Origin of the sequence: Amycolatopsis sp. NPDC051128, assembly GCF_040682715.1 — a bacterium.
Lineage (GTDB): Bacteria > Actinomycetota > Actinomycetes > Mycobacteriales > Pseudonocardiaceae > Amycolatopsis.
On the sequence record NZ_JBFBBN010000066.1, the window covers coordinates 32,642 to 52,531 of the forward strand.

The following is a 19,890-nucleotide window of genomic DNA, read 5'->3' on the forward strand; positions in this document are numbered from 1 at the left end:
TGGTCCCGCACCATGACTCGCGGAGGTGGATTGACCGGATGCGGGAACGGGCCGCCGTTCTGCTGCTGTGCCTGGCGCAGTTCGTCGACGTCCCTGTCCGGCGTGGTTCCGGTGGTGACGGTTCCGCTGGCGGTCGTGCTGCTGGCGGTGTTTGCGGTGGTCGAACGGCGGACAGCGAACCTGCCTGACGACCGGCCTGGTCGTCGCGGCGTCGGTGGCGGTCGCCGGCGCGGTCGCGACCGTGGGGCTGCGCCCGCGGGCGGCCACCTCCGTCCGCTGATCGGCGGTTGCCGGAGCGTCCTTCGATCGTCTATCGTCGATGGACGATGAAAGGGGCTGCCGTGCTGGACCGCGTCACCGCCAAGACCTACGCCGGGTGGTTCCGGGCGCTCGCGGACCCGACGCGGGTGCAGGTCCTCAGCCTGCTGGCCTCGACCGCCGGCCCGATGACGGTGGGGGAGATCGTCGAGCGGGTGAGCGTGAGTCAGTCCACCGTCTCCGCGCACCTGAAGGTGCTGGCCGAGGTCGGTTTCGTGCTCGTCGAGCCCCGCGGGACCGCCCGGCTCTACCGGGTCAACGAGGAGTGCGTGTCCTGCTTCCCGAGCGCCGCGGACGTGGTCATGGGACGCGGGGTCCGGCCGTTGGCCGCCGGGAAGGCCGGCCGATGAATCCCGACCGTGACGCCGTTCGCGACCGCTACGCCGCCGCGGCCCGCCGGGCACTGGCCGGTGAGGAAACCGGCCTGCTCGCCGGTGCCGGGGACGCCGACCGGCTGGGTGCCGTCCACTACGCCGGCGAGGAGATCCCGGAGAGCGTGGCCGCGACCAGCTTGGGCTGCGGAAATCCGTTGGCCGTGGCGGATCTGCGTCCCGGTGAGACCGTGCTCGACCTCGGCTCCGGCGGCGGGCTCGACGTCTTGCTCTCCGCCCGCCGCGTCGGTCCGGCCGGCCGCGCCATCGGGCTGGACATGACCGACGAAATGCTCGCCCTCGCCCGCCGGCACGTGGAGCAGGCGGGCGTGGCGAACGCCGAGTTCGTCAAGGGCGCGATCGAACGGATCCCGCTGCCGGACGCCTCGGTCGACGTCGTCGTCTCCAACTGCGTCATCGCCCTGTCGTCCGACAAGCGCGCTGTCTTCGCGGAAATCGCCCGCGTCCTGTGCCCCGGCGGCCGTCTCGGCATCACCGACATCCTCGCCGACGAGACGCTCACCGACGCCGAACGCGCGGACCGCGCCGGCGCGGTCGAATGCCTCGGCGGTGCCCTCACCGCCGGCGGCTACCGGGATCTGTTGCGGGAAGCCGGATTCGTCGGCGTCGACGTCCGGCTCACCCACGAAGTCGGCGACAAGCTGCACTCGGCGATCATCCGCGCCCGGTGTCGCGCGCCTGAGGTTGATTGACGGTCGCGGGTCGCGGGTCGCGGCGGCACCGGCCGGGCCGGTGCGCCCCTCGATCGCGCACCGGCTCCGGCGCTCAGTCGCAGCAGCCCTCGGGCGTCGCGTTCGGCGACTCCATCACCGGCGCGCCAGCGCGAGCCCGGCGGCCCGGCCCGAGAAAATGCAGCCGCCGAGGAAGGTGCCTTCCAGCGCGTTGTAACCGTGCACGCCGCCGCCCCCGAAGCCGGCCACCTCACCCGCCGCGTACAGGCCGGGGAACGGCGTGCCGTCGGGCCGCATCGCCTGCGAGTCGAGGTTGGTCTGGATGCCGCCGAGGGTCTTGCGGGTCAGGACGTTGAGCCGGACCGCGATCAACGGCCCGTGCGCCGGGTCGAGGATCCGGTGCGGCTTCGTCACCCGCGCCAGCCGGTCGCCGAGCGTGCGGCGGGCGTTGGCGACGGCCATCAGCTGGAGGTCCTTGGAGAACGCGTTGCCGAGTTCCCGGTCACGCGCCACGATCTGGCGCTCCAGGTCGGCGGCGTCGAGCTGCGGACCCCGGGAGATCTTGTTCATGCCCTTGACGAGTTCGTCGAGCGTGTCGGCGACGACGAAGTCCACGCCGTGCTTCTTGAACGCCTCCACCGGGCCCGGCGCGCCCTTGGCCACCCGGCTGGCGAGGGTCAGCTTGATGTCCTTGCCGGTGATGTCGGGATTCTGCTCCGACCCCGACAGCGCGAATTCCCGTTCGATGATCGACTGCGTCAGGACGAACCAGGAGTAGTCGTGGCCGGTGGCGAGGATGGCCTTCATCGACGCGTTCGTGTCGAAGCCGGGGAAGTTGGGGGCCGGCAGCCGCTTGCCGGTGGCGTCGAACCACAGTGAGGACGGCCCGGGGATGATCCGGATCGCGTGATCGGGCCACACGGGGTTCCAGTTGTGCACGCCCTCGGTGTAGTGCCACATGCGGTCGCGGTTGACGATCGCGCCGCCCGCCTGCTCAGTGATCGCCAGCATGCGCCCGTCCACGTGCGCCGGGACGCCCGCGATCAGCGTCTCCGGGCACGGGCCGAGGCGCTCGGCCGGCCAGTTCCGCCGGATCAGGTCGAAGTTGTGCCCGATCCCGCCCGAGGTGACGACCACGGCGGCGGCCCGGAACTCGAACTCACCGGCCGGAGTGCGCGAGGAGGCCTTGCCCCGGTCCAGATCGGACGGTTCGAGCACGGTGCCCCGCACCCCGGCCACGGCGCCGTTTTCGACGACGAGCTCGTCGACCTGGTGGCGGAAGGCAAACCGGACGAGCCCGCGCCGTTCACCGGCGAGCACCGGTTCGGCGAACACGCGCACGACCTCCGGGCCGGTGCCCCAGGTCAGGTGGAAGCGGGGCACCGAGTTGCCGTGTCCCTCGGCGGACCCGCCGCCGCGTTCGGCCCACCCGACGACCGGCGTGAACCGCAGTCCGAGGTCGTGCAGGTAGCGGCGCTTCTCCGTCGCGGCGAACCGCACGTAGGCCTCGGCCCACTGCCGGGCCCACCGGTCGGGCTCGTCGCGGTCGAATCCGGCCGAGCCCAGCCAGTCCTGCAGTGCCAGCTCGTAGGAGTCGTTGATCCGGTTTCGCCGCTGTTCCGGGCTGTCGACGAGGAAGAGACCGCCCAGTGACCAGAACGCCTGCCCCCCGAGGTTGTGCCGGTTCTCCTGCTCGACGACCAGCACCCGGCGGCCGGCCTTGACCAGCTCATAAGTGGTGACCAGGCCCGCCAGCCCGGCGCCGACGACGATCACTTCCGGTTCGAAATCCATCACAGCGTCCCGTCTTCCGGTCCGACGACCGTTCGATACATGAACGTATCAGATACATTCGTGTATGAAACGCGCTGTGACCCCGATCTCGCTACTTGTCTTCGACGCTGTAGGCGGTGACGACGTGGCCGAACAACTCGGCCCGGTGCCGCCACACCACGGGGTCGTCCGGTTCGGTGAAGCACTGCAGAGCGGTGCCGTCGTGCACGGCGACGAGGGCCTGGCCCAGCGCGTCGGGATCGGGCACGACCCGGCCGATCCGGGCGAGCAGCGCGCGGAGGAACGGCAGGAACGATGCCGCGATCGCCCGCTCCCGCGCGGCCACCACCGCGCGCAGGCTGGGATTGCGCAGCGCGTGCGCGGTGAACTCGGCGCTCACCCGGTACCACTCCTCGTCCATCGGCACCTCGTCCAGCACGTGTCCGACGACCTCGGTCATGTCGCGCACCGCGGGTGGTTCGCCGGCCTCGAACCGCTGCCGCAGCCGGTCGATCTGCGTGGTGGACCGCTGCTCCCACATGGCCAGGAACAGTTCGTCCAGGGAGGCGAAGTTCGAGTAGAACGCGCCTCGGGTGTAGCCGGCGCGGGTACAGACCTGCTCGACGGTCGAGCGCCCGAACCCTTCCTCGGCGAACACCTCCAGCGCCGCCTCGAGCAACCGCTGCCGCGTCTCGGCGCGCCGCTTAGTCACCCGGACCTCGCGTCCTGTGGTGGCTTTGGCACTTTCTGTCACCATGCTGTCGTCTTCATCGCGATGCACACCTGTATTCAATACACCCGTGTATGTCCGTTCCTGCCGCGGCACGGTTGCCGGAGCGTCCTTCGATCGCGCACCGGCTCCGGTGCTCAGTTGCAGCAGCCCTCGGGCTTCGCGGCCGACTCGGCGTCCGGTGTGCAGCACGTTGCCGGGGTGGCACTGTCGCTTCCGTAGGTCGCCGAGTCGTCCTTCACCGTGTAGACCTCCCAGGGTTCCTTGCCCGGCCCGTGCACCCACACCTTGTCCTGCACCGCGTAGCAGCACGTGGTGTTGTCCTCGGTGAGCGTTTCCAGGCCCTCGCCGGTGAGCCGCTGGGCGGCGGCGTCGACCTGGCCGGTCGACTCGACCTCCACGCCGAGGTGGTCCATCACCGTCGCCTGGCCGGGCTCGCCTTCCAGCAGCACGAGCTTCAGCGCGGGCTCCTCGATCGCGAAGTTCGCGTAGCCGGGACGAAGCTTGGCCGGTTCCGTCCCGAACAGCTTCGAGTAGAAGTCGATCGAGCCCGCCAGGTCGCCGACCCGCAGTGCCAGTTGCACCCGTGACATCCTGCTACCTCCTTGGATAGATCATCGTCTAAACAGTGACAAGCTTAGATTGCCCTCTATCTTCAGACCTGTCAATATAGAGAGATGTCGAAACAACTGCCGCTGGTCGCGATGGACGCCTGCTGCGCGCCGCTGGCCCGGGAGCCGTTGACGCAGGATCAGGCGGCCCAGCTAGCGCACCTGTTCAAGGCGATGGCCGACCCCGTCCGCCTGCGGTTGCTCTCGCTGATCGCGTCCCATGCCGGGGGCGAGGCGTGCGTGTGCGACCTGACGGACGCCTTCGAGCTGACCGGGCCGACGATCTCGCACCACCTGAAGGTGCTCCGGGAGTCGGGCCTGATCACCGGCGAGCGGCGCGGGACGTGGATCTACTACCGCGTGCACCCCGAGGTGCTGGCGCGGCTGTCCGCGGTCCTCACCACCACAGGCGCCGGGTGACGGCTGATCGATTCGGCACGCTCATCCTCCGGCAGGGTGAGACCCGGCGCGTGTCACTGACGCCGCTGCTCAGCGGCCGTCCGCTTGAACAGCTCGCCGCGAGGCGTCCTCCGCCAACGTCAGGTACGCGCTGGCCGTCCACGTGTACGCGCGGTCGCGGAGGCCCTCGCCGGTGAGGGCGTCGAAGTTCTCCGCGAAACCGGACTTCTCGCACAGCGCGCGGAACCGGGCGCTCACCCGGTCGGCGAGGTCGGTGGCGCCACCGCGGCGGAGGCCGTCCTCGATCAGCACCGTGGCGGGCGCCCACACCGGGCCGCGCCAGTACCCGTCCGCTTCGTAGTACGGCGAGGCGGGCAGCTCCGTGGCCAGCCCGACGGACGTCAGGTGGGCGGCGACGCCGTCGCACAGCCGGGCGAACACCTCCGGTGGCAGGTGTTCGCCGAGCACGACCGGCATGAGTTCGAGCAGGCTCGCGCTGCCGCGGACGTCTTCCGTGCCCGCGCCGCGGCTGACGAACCGGGTGCCGTCCCACAGCTCGGCCAGCATCGCGGCCAGCAGTTCGTCGGCCTCCTCGCGCCACCGGGCCGACGTGTCGCCCACTTCCTCGGCCAGGGTCGCGAGCTCCTTCAGTTGCAGGACCAGGAAAGCGGCGAGGTCGGCCGACTCGACGAGCCGCTCTTCGCGGAACACCGTGGAGTTGTCCCAGCCGCTGTCGTTGCCGTGTTCGTAGTAGGGCAGCCGGCTCCCCGGCGCCCGCCGGTGGTCCAGCCAGAACGACGTCCAGGCCGCCAGCTGCCGGTACGCGGTCGCGGCGTCGGGCAGGCCGCCGGGGAGCCGGTCGCGCAGCCGGGTCAGCGCCCAGCCGTGGATCGGCGGCTTGACGAAGTTGTGGAGGACCTCCGAGTGGGTGATCGAGTCGGGGAGCGCGCCCTGGGCGTCCTGGTGGTCGAACACCACCTGGATCTGGTCCCACGCGAGCCCCGGCAGGCCGCGGGCCAGGCTCAGCGCGTTGAAGCAGTGGTCCCAGCTCCACACCCGGTCCATCCAGTGCTTCGACATCAGGACCGCGGGGCGGGTGACGAATCCGCCGGGAGCGACGGTGGCGGACCAGACGACGTAGCACGCGAGCTCGGCGGCCGGCGCCCGGTCGTCGCGCCAGGGCGCCACGGCGTCGGCGAATCCGGTGAAGTCCGCGCGCGCCGCGGTCACCGCCGTCGTGAAGTCCGATGTGGACTCAGGCGCCGTCCGGGCCGTCGTCAGCTCCTCGATCACCACCTCCCACGGCCCGCCGTCGCCACCCGCGACGACCGCCCGGTCGGCCGTCCCCAGCTCCTGGGCGCCGTTGACCTGCCACCGCCCCGCGACGAGCGTCAGCCGGAAGCGGTGCCCGGTCTCGTAGGAGGTGAACACGACCCGTCCCTCGGGGTCGGCGAAGAAGTAGGTGCCGGTGAAGGGGGTCAAGGTCCGTTCGGTCGCGGCGATCCGCATGGCCAGCCCGGTCCCGGCGATCCGCAGCGTGTCCACGGCGGAGAACACGGCGCTCACGCGGGCGTCGCCCACCGCCCACGTGAGCGTCGCGGGGTCGGCGGTGATCGTGGCGGCGACCCGGTGGCCGCCGTCGACCGGCACCAGCGACAGGATCGGGTGGAGACCGTTGCGGTGGGACACCAGGTGCAGGTCTTCGGCGTACTCGGCCGTCCCGACCACGGGGGAGAGGCCGAACCAGGCGCCGGACCGGCTGAAGGGGATCTCCCGGACGGAGAACTCGGGGGCCACAGGGAATTCCTCTCAGTCTTTCACGGCACCGGACGTGATGCCCGCGGCGACGTAGCGTTGGGCCACCACGAGCAGGACCGCCGCGGGCACGGACGCGACGACGGCGGTGGCCATGATGGAGTTCCACTCCTGGTTGTTGTTGCCGATGTAGCGGTAGATGCCGAGGGTCAGCGGCTGCAGCCGGCCACCGGCGTCGACCGTGGCGGCGAAGACGAAGTCCGACCACGCCCACAGGAACGAGAACAGCGCGGCGGTGACCACGCCGTTGCGGCTGGCCGGCAGGACGACGGAGACGAACGTGCGCCACGGGCCGGCACCGTCGATCCGGGCCGCCTGCAGCAGCTCGTCGGGCACGGACGCCATGAACGACGTCAGGATCAGCACGGCGAACGGCACCGCGATGGTCGAGTCGGCGAAGATCAGGCCCCACACGGTGTTGGTGATGCCGAGGCTGACGTAGATGCCGTAGAAGCCCAGCGCCATGATGATCCCGGGGATCATCTGCGCCACCAGCAGCAGGAAGCCGAGCACTCGCCGGCCGCGCGGGCGCAGCTTGGCCAGCGAGTACGCGGCCGGGGCCGCCAGCGCCAGGGTGAGCACGACCGTGCCCACCGCGACCAGCAGGCTGGTCGCCAGGTAGGGCAGCTGTTCCCGCAGGACCCGCTGATAGCCCTCGAACGTCGGGGCGGCCGGGAAGAGGCTCGGCGGTGACTTGCGCATGTCGCCCGCCGGGGTGAGCGACACGTTGATCATCCAGTAGACCGGGAACAGCATGGCCGCGGTGAGGAGCAGGCCGACCGCGGTCGACCAGGCCGGGCGCCTCATGCGAGGTCCTGCCGGCGTTGCAGGCGGACGTACACCAGGCCGGCGACCAGGGCGAGGAGAATGAGAACGTTGCCGACCGCGGCGCTGAGCCCGAACCGGGGCACCAGGGTGCCGAAGCCCAGCTCGTACGACCAGGTCGCCAGGGTGCTGGACGATCCGCTGGGGCCGCCCTTCGTCATGATCCAGATGATGTCGAACACCTTGAGCGTGTAGACCAGGCCCAGCAGCAGGGTGATCGCCGAGACCGGGCGCAGCAGCGGAAACGTGATGTGCCGGAAGGCCTGCCACGCGTTCGCACCGTCCAAAGCGGACGCTTCGTACACCTCCGCGGGAATGTTGCGCAGTCCGCTGTAGAGCACGACGAGGTTGAACGGGATCCCGATCCAGATGTTGGCCGCGGTGACCGACACGAGCGACCACGACGGCGAGGTCAGCCAGTTGACCCGCTCCACGCCGATCCCCTCCAGGACGGCGTTGACCAGGCCGGACTCGCTGTTGAGCAGCCACGCCCACGTGGAGGCCGACACGATCAGCGGCAGCAGCCACGGCACGAGGAACAACGCGCGCAGGGTGGCCGACAACCGGAAGCGGCGAGCGAAGAACACCGCCATCGCGAGGCCGATCGCGTACTGGAACGCCAGGGACGCGGCCGTGAACACGAAGGTGTTCAGCAGCGCCGTCCGGAAGGCGGGGTCGCCGAACACCTTGGCGTAGTTGGCCAGGCCGGCCAGCGGCGCGCCGCCGTGGACGAACGTCCGGACGGTGTAGTCGCGGATGCTCAGGTCGATGTTGGTGGCCAGCGGATAGACGTAACAGAGCACCAGGTAGGCCACCAGCGGCACCAGGAACGCCCAGCCGACGAGCTGCCGGACCGTGGATCGGGAGAGCATCCGGCCTACTTCGCCGACGCGGCGGCGGCTTGGGCGTCCTTCATGGCGGCTTCCGGCGCCTTCGCACCGGTGAGTGCGGCCTGCAAGGCGCCCCACAGCGGCTGCGAGATCCGCGGGTACCGGGTGCCGAGGTTGTCGCCGGTGCGTCCCTTCGCGTTCTTCACCGCGTCCACCCACACGGCCAGTTCGGGCTGCGCCGCGACCTGCTTCTCCTGCACGGACGGCACGGCCGAGACGTAGGTGAGCGCGGTGTCCGACGACAGGACCTTGTCCGGGCTGGTCAGGCAGCCGGCGACGCGGGCCGCGGTCTTTTCCGCGTCCGGGTTGTCCTGCGCGGGGACGGTGACGAACTCGCCGCCGGTCGGGGCGGGCGCGGTGCCCCCGGTGCGGCCCGGGATCGCGAGGACGCCGTACTCGAAGCCGGCCTTCTTCGCGTTCTGCAGCTGCCAGGTGCCGTTCTCGGCGAAGGCGTATTCGCCGGTCGCGAACTCCTGCCAGCTGGTGGTCTGGGTGTTGTTGACCACCGAGTTCGGTGCGTACCCGTTGTCCAGCCAGGACTTCCACTGCGCGAGGGCCGCGGTGGCCGGTTCGGACGCGAGGTCGGTCAGCGCCGCGCCGGATCCCCAGAACCACGGCAGGAACTGGAAGCTGCCCTCTTCGGTGCCGATCGCGGAGAACGTGATGCCCTTCTTGCCCGCGCCCTTCACCTTGGCCAGCGCCGCGGTCAGCGACGCCCAGTCCTTGATCGACGCCGGGTCGACGCCGGCGGCGGTGAGCACGGCCTTGTTGTAGTAGAGGGCCAGGGTGTTGGCGCCGATCGGCACGCCGTAGGTCCGGTCGCCTGCCACGCCGGCCGCGACCAGGTTCGGCGCCGCCTGGGCGGCGTCCAGCCCCACGTCCTGGTTCGGCTTGAGCACCCCGGCTTCGGCGAGGGTCGAGACCACCGGGTTGTCGATGACCAGGACGTTCGGCGCGGTGCGCTGCTGCGCGGCGAGGAGCACCTTGGTGGTCAGGTCGGTGGTGTCGTAGGCCTGGCGCTGGATCTGCACGCCGGCTTCGCTCCCGCACCGGTCGATCGTCTTCGCCCACTCCGAACCGGCGGCGAACTGCGGGTAGGGGTCCCAGACCGAGAGCGTGCTCGGTGCGCCGCTGGGGGCGGGGGTGGCCGAGCAGGCGGTCAGCGCGACGGCCAGGCCGGCCGCCGTCAGTGCCGCCGGGAGACGGCGGGCGAGCGATGCGGGGTGCATGGGTGGTCCTTCCTGGCGGCGTCGGTGCCGACAAACATCGAACCGGTTCGATGAGACGAAGCGGCGTCAACCTAAACCGCCGAGACAGTCGCACGCAAGAGGCAATGTTCTATGCTGGCCGCTAATCGAACCGGTTCAGCGAGAGCCGGAGAGGGGAAGGGCATGAACATCGGCGAGATCGCCAAGCGGGCCGGGGTGTCCCGGAGCACCGTGTCCTACGCGCTGAGCGGCAAGCGGCCGGTGTCCGCCGCGACGGTCCGGCGGATCAACGACGTCATCGCCGAGCTGGGCTACCGGCCCAACGCCAGCGCCCGCGCGCTCGCCGAGGGGCGCACCCGCACGTTCGGCCTGGCGATACCGCCCGCGAGCGCGCGGCTGACCGACGTCCAGCTGGGGTTCGTGGCGAGTGTCGTGGAGGCCGCCGCGGTGCACGACCACGACGTGCTGCTTTCGCCCAGCGGCGGGGACCACGACCGGTCGTTCGAGCGGATCGTCACCGGCCGCCGGGTCGACGGGGTCATCCTGATGGAGGTCCGGCTGGAGGACGCCCGGGTGGACCGGCTGGGCCGGGCGGGGCTGCCGTTCGTCGCGATCGGCCACGTCGAGCACCCGGGCGCGTCCTGGTGGGTGGACGTCGACTACGCGACGCTGATCAGCCGCTGCGTGCGCCACCTCGCCGACCTGGGGCACCAGGACGTCGTGCTGGTCAACCGGTCCGCCGAGCTGGTCGCCGCCGGCTACGGCCCGGCCGTGCGCGCGATGTCGGGCTTCCTCGAGACCACCGCGGAGTGCGGCATGACCGGGCACACCGTGTGCTGCGCCGACGACCCGGCCGCTGGCCTGGCGTGCTTCGACCGGATCCGCGAACGGTGGCCGGAGGTGACGGCGGCCGTGACGATCAACGAAGCCGCCCTGCCTGGCGTGCAACGCGCGTTGGAGCGCGCGAAGCTCGACGTGCCCCGCGATTTCTCGCTCACCGGCGTGATCGCCGACCGGCTGGCCGAGGACTTCCACCCGCCCTTGACCGCGGCGAACGTGCCCGCGGGGGAGATGGCGCGGCTGGCTGTCGAGCTGCTGCAGGAGCAGATCGCCGACCCCTCGGCCACGCCGCGCAACGCGCTGCTGGAGCCGCCGATTTCGCTGCGGTCGAGCACCGGGGCCCGCCGCCGCGGGTGATCGTCGAACCGGTTCGGTTTCCGCCGCGCCCCTTGCTTCAGGCATTGGTGACGCGTACCTTCAGTCGCGATCGAACCGGTTCGAGCATCCTCGTCCCCACCTGTTCGGAGCACCCATGGTTCAACGGCGAACTGCCGCGGTGCCGCGCGCACCGCGATCTCCCCTTCCGGCCGCCCCCCTTTTCCGGGGCGCCGCCGGCCCGGCCGGTTCCCGGGAATCTCCCCGAAGCTGAGGCCGCCACGGCCCGTTCCGTTTCCCCGCGCCCCGGTGCCGAGCCGGGACGCGGGTCCCGCACGACATCCCTCCGGTCAAGGAGTCGCATGTGGACACTCTCGTAGCAACGCGCACCCGCCGTCGCGGGTTCGCCGCCCTTCTCGCCGGCGCGCTCGCCGCCGCTTCCCTGGTAACTTTCACCGAAACGGCCCGGGCCGCGGACGAGTCCGTCGCCGTCGACTTCTCCGTCGCGGGCGGGGCGCCGACCTACCGCGCGTCCGGGTGGATCTACGGCATGTCCGAGGACGCTTCGGCGCCCGCGGACCACTTCTTCCGCGACGTGAAGTTCCAGGCGATGCGCGCCGGCGGCGCGCAGCTGGACAGCCCGGGTGGCTGGGTGGCGGGCCGGTACGACCGCCGGTGGAACGCCACCCGCGCGCAGTTGCTGCGCACGCGGTCACTGGGTGGCCAGTTCGTCCTGCTCGTGCACGACCTCTGGGGCGCGGACGGCGCCGCGATCTCCCGCTTCCCCGGCGACAACGGCAACTGGACCGACTTCGACAACTTCCTCACGCGCCTGATCAACGACGTGCGGGCGACCGGCGCCCCGGTGCAGTGGGACCTCTGGAACGAGCCCAACATCTCGATCTTCTGGAACCGCACGCAGGCCCAGTACTTCGCCATGTGGAGCCGCGCGTACCAGCGCGTCCGGGCGGCCTTCCCGGACCAGCCGATCGTCGGCCCGAGCCTCGCCGGCGTCCCGTCGACCTCGACCGGCTGGTGGAGTCAGTACCTCGATTACGTCCGCGCCAACAACGTCGTCCCCGACATCGTGAGCTGGCACTCCCTGCCCGGCGACCCGGTGGCCAACGTGGCCGCGGCGAACTCGTCGCTCGGCTCCCGCGGCATCCCGCACCCCCGGCCGTACCAGATCAACGAGTACGGCGCCTCGAACGAACAGAACCCCGGCGACGGCGCCTGGTACATCGCCCGCCTGGAACGGGCCGGCGCCGACGGCCTGCGGGCCAACTGGGCGAGCGGCGGGAACCTCCACAACGACCTCGGCAACCTGCTCGTCCGGAACTCGGGCCAGCACCAGCCGAAGGGCGAATGGTGGGTCTACCGCTTCTACGGTGGGCAGACCGGCCAGATCGTGTCCACCACGCCCAGTTCGGGCTACGACGCGTTCGCCACGAAGGCGGCCGGGACGGCCAAGATCCTGGTCGGCGGCGGTCGCACGACGGGCAACGTCGCGGTCGGCCTGAAGCGCCTGGACACCACGAGCGGGGTCGTGCAGAACAACCAGGTCCGGGTGCTCGTCCAGCGCATCCCGTACAACGGCGGCGGCGCCGTCGCCGGACCGATCACCGTGCAGAACTCCGTGGTGACCCTGTCCGGCAACGCCACGACGGTGAACGTGCCGCACACGAACGTCGACGACTCCTACACCATCACCCTGCTTCCGCCGTCGGACAGCGGCTTCCAGTCCGTCGCCGTCGCCCAGCATTCCCAGCAGTGCCTGGACAACACCGACATGAAGACCGCCGACGGCAACCCGCAGCAGCAGTTCTCCTGCGAGGGCGGCGACCAGCAGCTCTGGAACTTTCAGCCGGTGGCCGGCGCCGACGGCACGTTCACCGTGGCGAACCAGCAGAGCGGCAAGTGCCTCGACGTCGACGGGGCCTCGACGGCGGACGGCGCCGTCGTCGCCCAGCGGACCTGTCAGGCCGGCGCGGCGAACCAGCAGTTCACCCTGCGAAGGGTGACCTACGGCGGCAACGACGCGCACGACTACCAGCTGGTCGCCCGGCACAGCGGCAAGTGCGTCGACGTCAACGGAGTCTCCACGGCAGCCCGCGCCGCGGTCATCCAGTGGACCTGCAAGCCGGCCAGCCAGTCGAGCCCGCTCAACCAGACCTGGCGGCTGTGGGGCCGCTAAGCCTCGGGGGCTTCGGGTGTTGACCGCTGAAGGCCGCCATCAGGGCACTGGATGTCCTGATGGCGGCCTTCAGCGGCATCGGAAGCGAGGGCCCGGCGCCAGTAGCCGGTGACGCTGCCGCGAAGCTGCTCGAGGTCGGTGGCCTGCGGGTCGAGCAGCCGCTGCAGCGCGATCCCGCGGAGCTGGCCGACGACGGCGACCGCGACTTCGGCCGGGTCGACGCCCGGGTCGATCGTGCCGTCCGCGATGCCGGCCTCGACGTCGTCGCGCAGGTCGGCGCGGAAGGCGTCGTCCCGCTCGCGGAAGATCGGGGCCAGCTCCGGCTGCGTGGCGGCTTCGGCCCACAGCAGCAGGAACGCACGGTTGAAGACGCCGATCCGGCCGAGCTCGCCCAGATAGCCGTCGATCAGCCGCAGCAGGCGGCCGAGCCCGGGCGGCACGCCGTCGAGGCCCGGCACGAACCCGGCCTGCGTGGCCCGCGCGAGCCGTTCGACGAGCACCTGCTTGGCGCCGAAGTGGTGGGTGACGATGCCGCGGCTGTACCCGGCGCGTTCCCCGACCTTGGCCAGCGTCAGCGAGCGGACGCCCTGCTCGACGACCAGTTCGGCGGCGGCGGTCAGCAGCGCGGCTTCGGCCCGGTCGCGGCGCTCCTGCTGGGTGCGGCGTGCGGTGGTCATGCCCGGAGTCTAGCAAAGTAACTTGCGTGTCGACCAACAAGTATGTGTAGTGTGGCCGGCGAAGCGGTACTGGCTCCCGGGAGGTCCCCATGATCGAAATCGACGACCGTGAACTCGACACCCTGCTCGCCGACGACCCGGGCGGCCCGGTCGTGATGCTCAACCTGCTGCGGTTCCGGCCGGATGGCGGCCGCGAAAGCTACCAGCGTTACGCGGAAGCGCTCGGCCGTTCGATCAACGCCCGGTACGGCTTGACCGTGGAGTACCTGGGCGACGGCGGACGCGCGCTGGTCGCCGAGGACGGGCAGGCGTGGGACATGGTCGTGCTGGTCCGCTACCCGGACCGGCGGGCGTTCGCCGCCATGATCCGCGACCCCGAGTACCAGGCCGTCGCCCACCTGCGCGGCGAAGCGCTCGTGGAGTCGGTCCTGCAGCCGACCACGCCGGTCGCGGTCTGATGCCGGCGGTGTTCGTCCACGGCAACCCCGAGACGGCGGCCGTCTGGGAGCCGTTGCTGGCCGAGCTGGTGGCGGTGCGGTCGGACCTGGTTTGCCTGTCCCCGCCCGGTTTCGGGGCGCCACTGCCGGCCGGGTTCGGTGCCACCTACGCGGGCTACCGGGACTGGCTCGTCGAAGAACTGACGGCGTTCGGCGAGCCGGTGGACCTGGTGGGCCACGACCTCGGCGGCGGCCACGTCGTGAACGTGGTGCTGAGCCACCCGCATCTGGTGCGCAGCTGGGTCAGCGACGTGCTCGGAAGCTACGACCCGGGCTACGAATGGCACGAGCTGGCCCGCCGGTGGCAGACGCCGGGTGTCGGCGAGGCCGACGTCGCGGCCCGGTTCGGCGCGACGGCCGAGAAGCGCACGGCGGTGCTGGTGGAGCGGGGGATGGACCGGCGGGTCGCGGCGCGCGTCGCGGCGGGCCAGGACGAGGCGATGGGCCGCGCGGTGCTCACCCTGTACCGGGCGGCGGCCGAGGCGGGCACCCTGGGTCTCGGCCTGGAGCTGGAACGCGCGGCGGCCCGCCCGGGCCTGGCGATCCTGGCCACCGAAGACCACATCGTCGGCACCGACGAGCAACGCCGCCGGGCCGCCGCCCGCGCGGGGGCCCGGGTGGCGGTCCTCGACGGCCTGGGTCACTGGTGGATGACCGAGGACCCGGCCCGCGGCGCCGCGGCACTGACGGGATTCTGGGCGACGCTCCGCTGAGTCCGATGTGGACAGAGCCGAGCTCCGCGACGGTCAACCCGCCGCCCCGACCTCCCGGACCGACTCGCCCAGCTGCCGGTCGTGGAGACGGCGCCACACGAGCACCGAAAGGACCGCGCCGCACAGGCAGAGGAACATGTCCCACTGCGTGTCCCAGACGTCTCCCTGGGTGGCGAGGAAAGCGTCCGCGCCCGCCCCGGCGATCAGGGCGCTGAACCACTCGACGAACTCGAAGCAGGCGCTGATCGCCAGGCACACGCTCACGGTCAGGAACGCGACCCAGCCGCCGGGCCGCAGCGGTGTCCGGCGCAGCAGCACTTCGCGCACGGCCACCGCGGGGACGAAGCCCTGGACGAAGTGGCCGAGGCGGTCGTAGTCGTTGCGCCGGGTGCCCAGCCAGTGCTGCACCCACTCCCCGAGCGGGGTCTCCGCGTAGGTGTACTGCCCGCCGTAGCACAGCACGACCGCGTGCAGCACCAGCAGCCAGCACAGCAGCCGCGTCAGCGGGAACCTCTTGCGCAGGGCCACCACCAGTGGCAACCCGGCCAGGATCCAGACGACCTCCATGAACCAGGTCCCCGGCGACTTCGCCTGCACGCCGGTCGCCACCAGCACCGCCAGCACCACGGTGACCAGCAGCGTCCCCTCGGTCCGACCGACTCCGCGCACCATCCGGCCACCCTAGGGCCCGGCGGCCGTCCTTGACACGCACCCGGCGTCATTCATACATTCGATGTCCATTTGTATGAATGACGTGGGGAGTTGATCCGCATGCGGCTCGGCAGGACCGCCGTCGTCCTCGGTGGCAGCGCCGCCGGTCTGTGCGCCGCGGGGGCGCTCGCCCCGCACTTCGACCGGGTGCTGGTGCTGGAACGCGACGAGCTCCCGGTGGCGGCGGAGCACCGGCGCGGCGTCCCGCAGAGCAAGCACCCGCACTTCCTGCTGAACTCGGGCCGTCGCGCGATCGGGGCGCTGTTCCCCGGCTTCGAGGACGACCTCATCGCGGCGGGCGGGCTGCACCTGATGCCGTCCATGGACGCGGCCTACCTCGACGGGCCGGGCTGGTCAGCCCGCAAACGCAGCTCGATGACGATGATCTACGGCTCGCGGATCCTCATCGAGCGGGTCCTGCGCGACAAGGTGCGGGAGCTGGCCAACGTGGTCATCCGCGAAGGGGCCGCGGTGAGCGGCCTGACCGTGCGGGACGGCGCCGTCACCGGGGTCGGCTTCACCACTTCCGAAGGCGACGAGCACGTCGACGCCGACTTCGTCGTCGATGCCATGGGCCGGGGTTCCGCGGTCAGCGGCTGGCTGGTGGCAGCGGGCTGGCCCGAGCCCGAGGTGCGGACCCTCGACGCCAAGGTCACCTACACCTCGCGCTGGTACGACCTGCCCGCGGAGCGGCCCGCGTCCTGGTGGTGGCGGCACCTGGTGATCATGCCGACGCCGGACAAGGGCGAGCACCCCGCCGAGCACGAGTTCCTGGTGAACTTCTTCCCGATCGAAGGGAACCGCGTCATCGCCTGCATGGGCTCGTGGGGCCTCGAGATGCCGCGCACCACCGACGCGTTCGTCGAGGTCGCCCGCCGGGTGCGGACGCCGTTGTTCGCGGCCGCGATGGAGCGGTGCGCCCCCACCTCGGAGGTGCACCTGACCCGGTCCACCGGCAACAAGTGGCGGCGCTACGACCGGCTTCGCACGCCGCCGAAGGGGCTGGTGTTCGTCGGCGACTCGATCTGCGCGTTCAACCCGTTCTACGCACAGGGCATCAGCTCCGCCGCGGGGTCGGCCCTACTGCTGCGCGAGCACCTGTCCCGCGCCGCGCGGCTCGACGCGGGGTTCGTCCCGGGGTTCCTCGCCGCGCAACGCAAGCTGCTCAACGTGCCGTGGCGCCTGGCGATGGCCAGGGACCAGGGCTACGAATGCGCGGTGGGCACCGAGAAGCCGGGCGAGTGGAAGCGACGCGTCCTCGCGGCCGTGTCCACGCCGGCGTTCAGCCTGATCGTCGGCGCCGCCCGCGAGGACGACGTGGTCGACGAACACTTCGCCAAGGTGTTCAACCTCGACGAGTCGCTGGGGGAGATGCTGCGCAACCCGCGGGTGATCGCCGGGCTCGTGCGCTACCGCGTCCGCGCGGCGCTCGGGCGGCACCGGGTGCCCTTCGGGTTCGACCCCCGGGCCGAGCCGCCGGCCACGGACTACTCGCCGGTCACCGCGGCCGCGGCCACGCGATGAGCGCCGGATGCGGGCCGGAGGCCGAGGCCGTCACCCGCGGCCTCGGGTTCGACTGCCACGACGTCGCGCCGGTGGTTTCGGTCCGCTTTCCCTGGGACCTCGCGCACTGGTCGATGCCCCTGCTGGAGGTGCTCGTCGTCGGCGGCGCCGTATTCGCTCTGGTGCACGCCGTTCGCCGGCACCGCGACGGCGATCCGGTCAACCTGGCGCTGTGGTGGGCCTCGCTGGTCTACCTGTTCGTCACCGAACCGCCGCTGTACTTCCCGGAGTGGTTCGGCCTCGACCGGCTGTACGGCTTCATCTTCGCCCACAACCTCTTCACCGTGCAGTTCATGGGGGACCGGCTGCCGCTCTACATCGTCGCGTTCTACCCGATGTTCAGCCAGCTCGCCTACGAACTCGTGCGGTCGCTCGGGATCTTCCGGCACCGGGGCCCGGCGGTCGGTGCGGTCGCCGTCGCGTTCGCCTGCCAGGTGTTCTACGAGGTCTTCGACCAGGTCGGCCCGCAGCTCAAGTGGTGGGCGTGGAACCCGGGCAACCGCCTCGTCAACCACCCGGCACTGGCGGCGGTGCCGATGACCAGCATGCTGCTGTTCGCCTCCGTCTCGATGGGCGCTATGACGTACCTGGTCGTGCGCCTCGCCGGCGGCCCCCGACGCGGGTGGTCACTCGCCGGACGCATTCTGGTGGCCGGCGTCCTCACCCCGCCGACCATGGCGATCGCCGGCCTCCCGTCGAGCCTCTTCGGCGGGAACACCACGGCGCAGGCCTGGATCCTCGGCGTCGAACTGGCGCTGCTCTGGCTGGCCGGCGCCTGGATCGTCGCGCACGCCAAGCCCTTGGCCGAGCCCTTGTCCGCCTTCGCGCGGATCTACCCCGCCCTCTACCTCGGTGGCATGGCGGTGTGCTGGATCGGCGCCCTCCCGGCCTACTTCGCCGCGGTCGACGGCGTCACCGGGGACGGCACCCCGATCGGAAGCGGGCTCTACGCGCTCGCCTGCTTCGCCGGGGCCGGTCTGCTGCTGGCCGCGCTGTATCGCGCTCGCCGCCCGGCACCTGCCGCCGTCTGAGGTGCCCCGCTCGGGGAAGATGGCGCGCATGGGGCATCACGGATGGCAGGGCAACCCACCCGGCACCGAGGACGAGGCACGCCGGCGGATCGTCGAAGCGGCGACGGCGTGCCTCGACCGGGCCGGGCTCGCCAAGACCAGCCTCTCCGACGTCGCCGCCGAGGCCGGGGTCACCCGGCAGACCGTCTACCGGTACTTCCCGGGCCTCAAGGACATCCTCCGTGCCGTGGCACTGGCCGGCGTCGAGGAGTTCGCCGGGCGGATGGAACGCCACCTGGCTTCGTTCGGCAGTGCCGCCGAAGCGGCCGTGGAGTCGGTGGTGTTCGCCGTCCGGGCGGTCCCCGGCGAGCCTTACCTGGGCCTGCTCCTGGAGGCGGGCGAAGCCGACTTCTTCACCGACGGCGTGCTTTCCCCGCTGGCCTTCTCCTTCGGCGCGCGGATCCTGCGCAACGTGCCGGTCGACTGGGCCGCCGCCGGCGTCACCACCGACGAAGACCTCCAGGGGCTCGCCGAGATCCTGATGCGGCTCTTCATGTCGTTCCTGCAGTACCCCTCGGCGCCGGTGCTCACCGACGACGGCCTGCGGGCCCTCGTCCGCCGCTGGCTCGGACCGGCGCTGCGCGGCTAGGTTCCCATCTTCTTGATCAGCTCCCAGATGTCGACGACCTGGTCGGCGGGCGGTGTCTCGATCTCCACCGGGTCGCCCCAGTCGCGGTAGTCGGTCGTGCCCTTGAAGGTCGCCAGGGTACCCGGCTGCGGGAATCCGGAGGCCAGGTCGACGGTGAACCGCGCCGGCCGCTGTGCCGCGTCGAGCCACAGCTCGGCGGGCAGCTTCGCGGTGATCGGCTTGGCCGGCTTGCCGTTCGTCGGCGGTTCCGTGAACTCCGGGAACAGATCCGGGATCTTGGCGGCGTCGATTTCGAGCCGGTAGTGGTTGACCGGCAGGTCGCGCAGCCGGGTCTGCTCCGCCGACACGATCCGCCCGGCCCGCGCGAGCCCCGTCAGGGCGTGATCCAGATCCGGCAGCCTCACGAACGTGGGCACCACCCCGCCGGCCGCCCGGGCCAACGGGTTGTCGGGTCTGTCGGGGCTGTCGGGATCGCTACCGACCCACGGCTTGCCGGGGAGTCCCACCGGTACGTGGGTGTAGCTCCTCTTGCCGATCACCCGCGTCTCGCTGCCGTCGACGGTGAGCGTGAGGCTCCGCGTGTCGCCGTCGAAGCGGAGCGAGCCGGTCGCGCTCTTGCCCGAGGTGCCGAGCACGGCGTCCATGGTGAAGGTGGCGGACGGGGCCGCCGCGATCCCGGCCCGGGCGGCGGCCACCAGCTGGGCGACATCGGCGGCCGGCGCCGTGAGCGCGGCGACGGTGGTGGGCGGCGGCCCGGCGGCGGGGGCCGGATCGCAGGCCGTCAACGCCAGTGCCGCCACGGCGATGGTGAAACCGGTCTTCCGCACGGGGCCCCCTCGGTGTCGCGTTCGGGGGGACGGTAGCGGCAGGAGGTCACATTCCGGGCACACCGGGCGAAGGCCTTCCGTCGCCGAGCCAGGCCGGGTTCCGCCGCCCTTCCCAGGCCCTCGTAGGCGAGCGTGACATCGCCGACGACCGGGTGGTGGAACATCTTCGTCCCGGTGCCGGGCTAGCGCCCCAATGTGGCGGGGGGGGGGGGGGGGGGGGCCCCCCCCCCCAAGGGGGGGGGGGGGGGGACCCACCCCCCAA

At 71.5% G+C, this 19,890-nt stretch carries 21 protein-coding genes; 11 read left to right on the forward strand and 10 right to left on the reverse strand.

Annotated elements, in window-relative coordinates; all coding sequences use genetic code 11:
* Positions 1–151: 151 nt before the first annotated feature.
* From AB0M82_RS41150 to AB0M82_RS41160, 3 genes are read left to right on the forward strand one after another with little or no spacing between them, the layout of a single operon-like run.
* Entirely contained in the window at positions 152–280 is a 129-nt protein-coding gene (locus tag AB0M82_RS41150; protein WP_364734393.1) for a hypothetical protein, read from the forward strand.
* A gap of 46 nt (positions 281–326) precedes the next feature.
* On the forward strand, positions 327–668 hold the full coding sequence (locus AB0M82_RS41155) for a metalloregulator ArsR/SmtB family transcription factor (protein ID WP_364734395.1): 342 nt from the start codon (positions 327–329) through the stop codon (positions 666–668).
* On the forward strand, positions 665–1,402 hold the full coding sequence (locus AB0M82_RS41160; protein WP_364734397.1) for a methyltransferase domain-containing protein: 738 nt from the start codon (positions 665–667) through the stop codon (positions 1,400–1,402). Before AB0M82_RS41155 ends, AB0M82_RS41160 begins: the two co-directional genes overlap by 4 nt.
* Before the next feature lie 114 nt (positions 1,403–1,516).
* On the opposite strand, the gene AB0M82_RS41165 is transcribed toward AB0M82_RS41160, so the two are convergent.
* The 3 genes from AB0M82_RS41165 to AB0M82_RS41175 form a co-directional block, all read right to left on the reverse strand.
* Complete coding sequence (locus AB0M82_RS41165; protein ID WP_364734399.1) at positions 1,517–3,175, reverse strand: FAD-binding dehydrogenase; 1,659 nt, start codon at positions 3,173–3,175, stop codon at positions 1,517–1,519.
* A gap of 91 nt (positions 3,176–3,266) precedes the next feature.
* Positions 3,267–3,866 (reverse strand): TetR/AcrR family transcriptional regulator, encoded by a 600-nt coding sequence (locus AB0M82_RS41170; protein ID WP_364734401.1) that lies wholly within the window; start codon positions 3,864–3,866, stop codon positions 3,267–3,269.
* A 155-nt stretch (positions 3,867–4,021) separates the two neighbouring features.
* Positions 4,022–4,477 (reverse strand): ArsI/CadI family heavy metal resistance metalloenzyme, encoded by a 456-nt coding sequence (locus AB0M82_RS41175; protein WP_364734403.1) that lies wholly within the window; start codon positions 4,475–4,477, stop codon positions 4,022–4,024.
* 84 nt (positions 4,478–4,561) lie between these two features.
* On the opposite strand from AB0M82_RS41175, the gene AB0M82_RS41180 reads away from it, so the two are divergent.
* Positions 4,562–4,915 carry a metalloregulator ArsR/SmtB family transcription factor gene (locus tag AB0M82_RS41180; protein ID WP_364734405.1) on the forward strand — a complete coding sequence of 118 codons (354 nt, stop codon included), beginning with the start codon at positions 4,562–4,564 and terminating at the stop codon, positions 4,913–4,915.
* Positions 4,916–4,984: 69 nt separating this feature from the next.
* Here the strand turns inward: AB0M82_RS41180 and AB0M82_RS41185 are convergent, their stop codons facing one another.
* Genes AB0M82_RS41185 through AB0M82_RS41200 form a run of 4 tightly spaced genes read right to left on the reverse strand, consistent with a single transcriptional unit; the run spans position 4,985 to position 9,653 of the window.
* Positions 4,985–6,691, reverse strand: coding sequence for a trehalase family glycosidase (locus AB0M82_RS41185; protein ID WP_364734407.1), 1,707 nt, complete (start codon positions 6,689–6,691; stop codon positions 4,985–4,987).
* A 12-nt stretch (positions 6,692–6,703) separates the two neighbouring features.
* On the reverse strand, positions 6,704–7,516 hold the full coding sequence (locus tag AB0M82_RS41190; RefSeq protein WP_364734409.1) for a carbohydrate ABC transporter permease: 813 nt from the start codon (positions 7,514–7,516) through the stop codon (positions 6,704–6,706).
* The gene (locus AB0M82_RS41195) at positions 7,513–8,406 is read right to left on the reverse strand and encodes a sugar ABC transporter permease (protein ID WP_364734411.1); all 894 of its coding nucleotides are present in this window, start codon (positions 8,404–8,406) and stop codon (positions 7,513–7,515) included. Before AB0M82_RS41195 ends, AB0M82_RS41190 begins: the two co-directional genes overlap by 4 nt.
* Positions 8,407–8,411: 5 nt before the next feature.
* The gene (locus AB0M82_RS41200) at positions 8,412–9,653 is read right to left on the reverse strand and encodes an extracellular solute-binding protein (RefSeq protein WP_364734413.1); all 1,242 of its coding nucleotides are present in this window, start codon (positions 9,651–9,653) and stop codon (positions 8,412–8,414) included.
* 162 nt (positions 9,654–9,815) lie between these two features.
* Between AB0M82_RS41200 and AB0M82_RS41205 the strand changes: the two genes are divergently transcribed.
* The gene (locus AB0M82_RS41205) at positions 9,816–10,829 is read left to right on the forward strand and encodes a LacI family DNA-binding transcriptional regulator (protein ID WP_364734415.1); all 1,014 of its coding nucleotides are present in this window, start codon (positions 9,816–9,818) and stop codon (positions 10,827–10,829) included.
* Between the two features lie 322 nt (positions 10,830–11,151).
* Positions 11,152–12,981, forward strand: coding sequence for an RICIN domain-containing protein (locus tag AB0M82_RS41210; RefSeq protein WP_364734417.1), 1,830 nt, complete (start codon positions 11,152–11,154; stop codon positions 12,979–12,981).
* Here AB0M82_RS41210 and AB0M82_RS41215 read toward each other — a convergent pair.
* Positions 12,978–13,658, reverse strand: a complete 681-nt coding sequence (locus AB0M82_RS41215; RefSeq protein WP_364734419.1) for a TetR/AcrR family transcriptional regulator — start codon at positions 13,656–13,658, stop codon at positions 12,978–12,980. The genes AB0M82_RS41210 and AB0M82_RS41215 overlap by 4 nt on opposite strands.
* Positions 13,659–13,747: 89 nt before the next feature.
* Here AB0M82_RS41215 and AB0M82_RS41220 point away from each other — a divergent pair, with 89 nt between their 5' ends.
* Positions 13,748–14,116, forward strand: a complete 369-nt coding sequence (locus tag AB0M82_RS41220) for a DUF1330 domain-containing protein (RefSeq protein WP_364734421.1) — start codon at positions 13,748–13,750, stop codon at positions 14,114–14,116.
* Entirely contained in the window at positions 14,116–14,868 is a 753-nt protein-coding gene (locus tag AB0M82_RS41225; RefSeq protein WP_364734423.1) for an alpha/beta fold hydrolase, read from the forward strand. The genes AB0M82_RS41220 and AB0M82_RS41225 overlap by 1 nt, the downstream gene beginning before the upstream one ends.
* A 33-nt stretch (positions 14,869–14,901) precedes the next feature.
* On the opposite strand, the gene AB0M82_RS41230 is transcribed toward AB0M82_RS41225, so the two are convergent.
* On the reverse strand, positions 14,902–15,540 hold the full coding sequence (locus tag AB0M82_RS41230) for a DUF2238 domain-containing protein (RefSeq protein ID WP_364734425.1): 639 nt from the start codon (positions 15,538–15,540) through the stop codon (positions 14,902–14,904).
* A 99-nt stretch (positions 15,541–15,639) separates the two neighbouring features.
* Between AB0M82_RS41230 and AB0M82_RS41235 the strand changes: the two genes are divergently transcribed.
* The 3 genes from AB0M82_RS41235 to AB0M82_RS41245 are packed head-to-tail and all read left to right on the forward strand — an operon-like array spanning position 15,640 to position 18,801.
* A complete protein-coding gene (locus tag AB0M82_RS41235) occupies positions 15,640–17,103 on the forward strand; it encodes a hypothetical protein (protein ID WP_364734427.1) in 1,464 nt (487 codons plus the stop codon).
* Positions 17,100–18,173 (forward strand): hypothetical protein, encoded by a 1,074-nt coding sequence (locus tag AB0M82_RS41240; protein WP_364734429.1) that lies wholly within the window; start codon positions 17,100–17,102, stop codon positions 18,171–18,173. Before AB0M82_RS41235 ends, AB0M82_RS41240 begins: the two co-directional genes overlap by 4 nt.
* 28 nt (positions 18,174–18,201) lie before the next feature.
* A complete protein-coding gene (locus AB0M82_RS41245) occupies positions 18,202–18,801 on the forward strand; it encodes a TetR/AcrR family transcriptional regulator (RefSeq protein ID WP_364734431.1) in 600 nt (199 codons plus the stop codon).
* On the opposite strand, the gene AB0M82_RS41250 is transcribed toward AB0M82_RS41245, so the two are convergent.
* A complete protein-coding gene (locus AB0M82_RS41250; RefSeq protein ID WP_364734433.1) occupies positions 18,798–19,628 on the reverse strand; it encodes a hypothetical protein in 831 nt (276 codons plus the stop codon). The two genes, AB0M82_RS41245 and AB0M82_RS41250, sit on opposite strands and share 4 nt — an antisense overlap.
* Between the last annotated feature and the right edge of the window lie 262 nt (positions 19,629–19,890).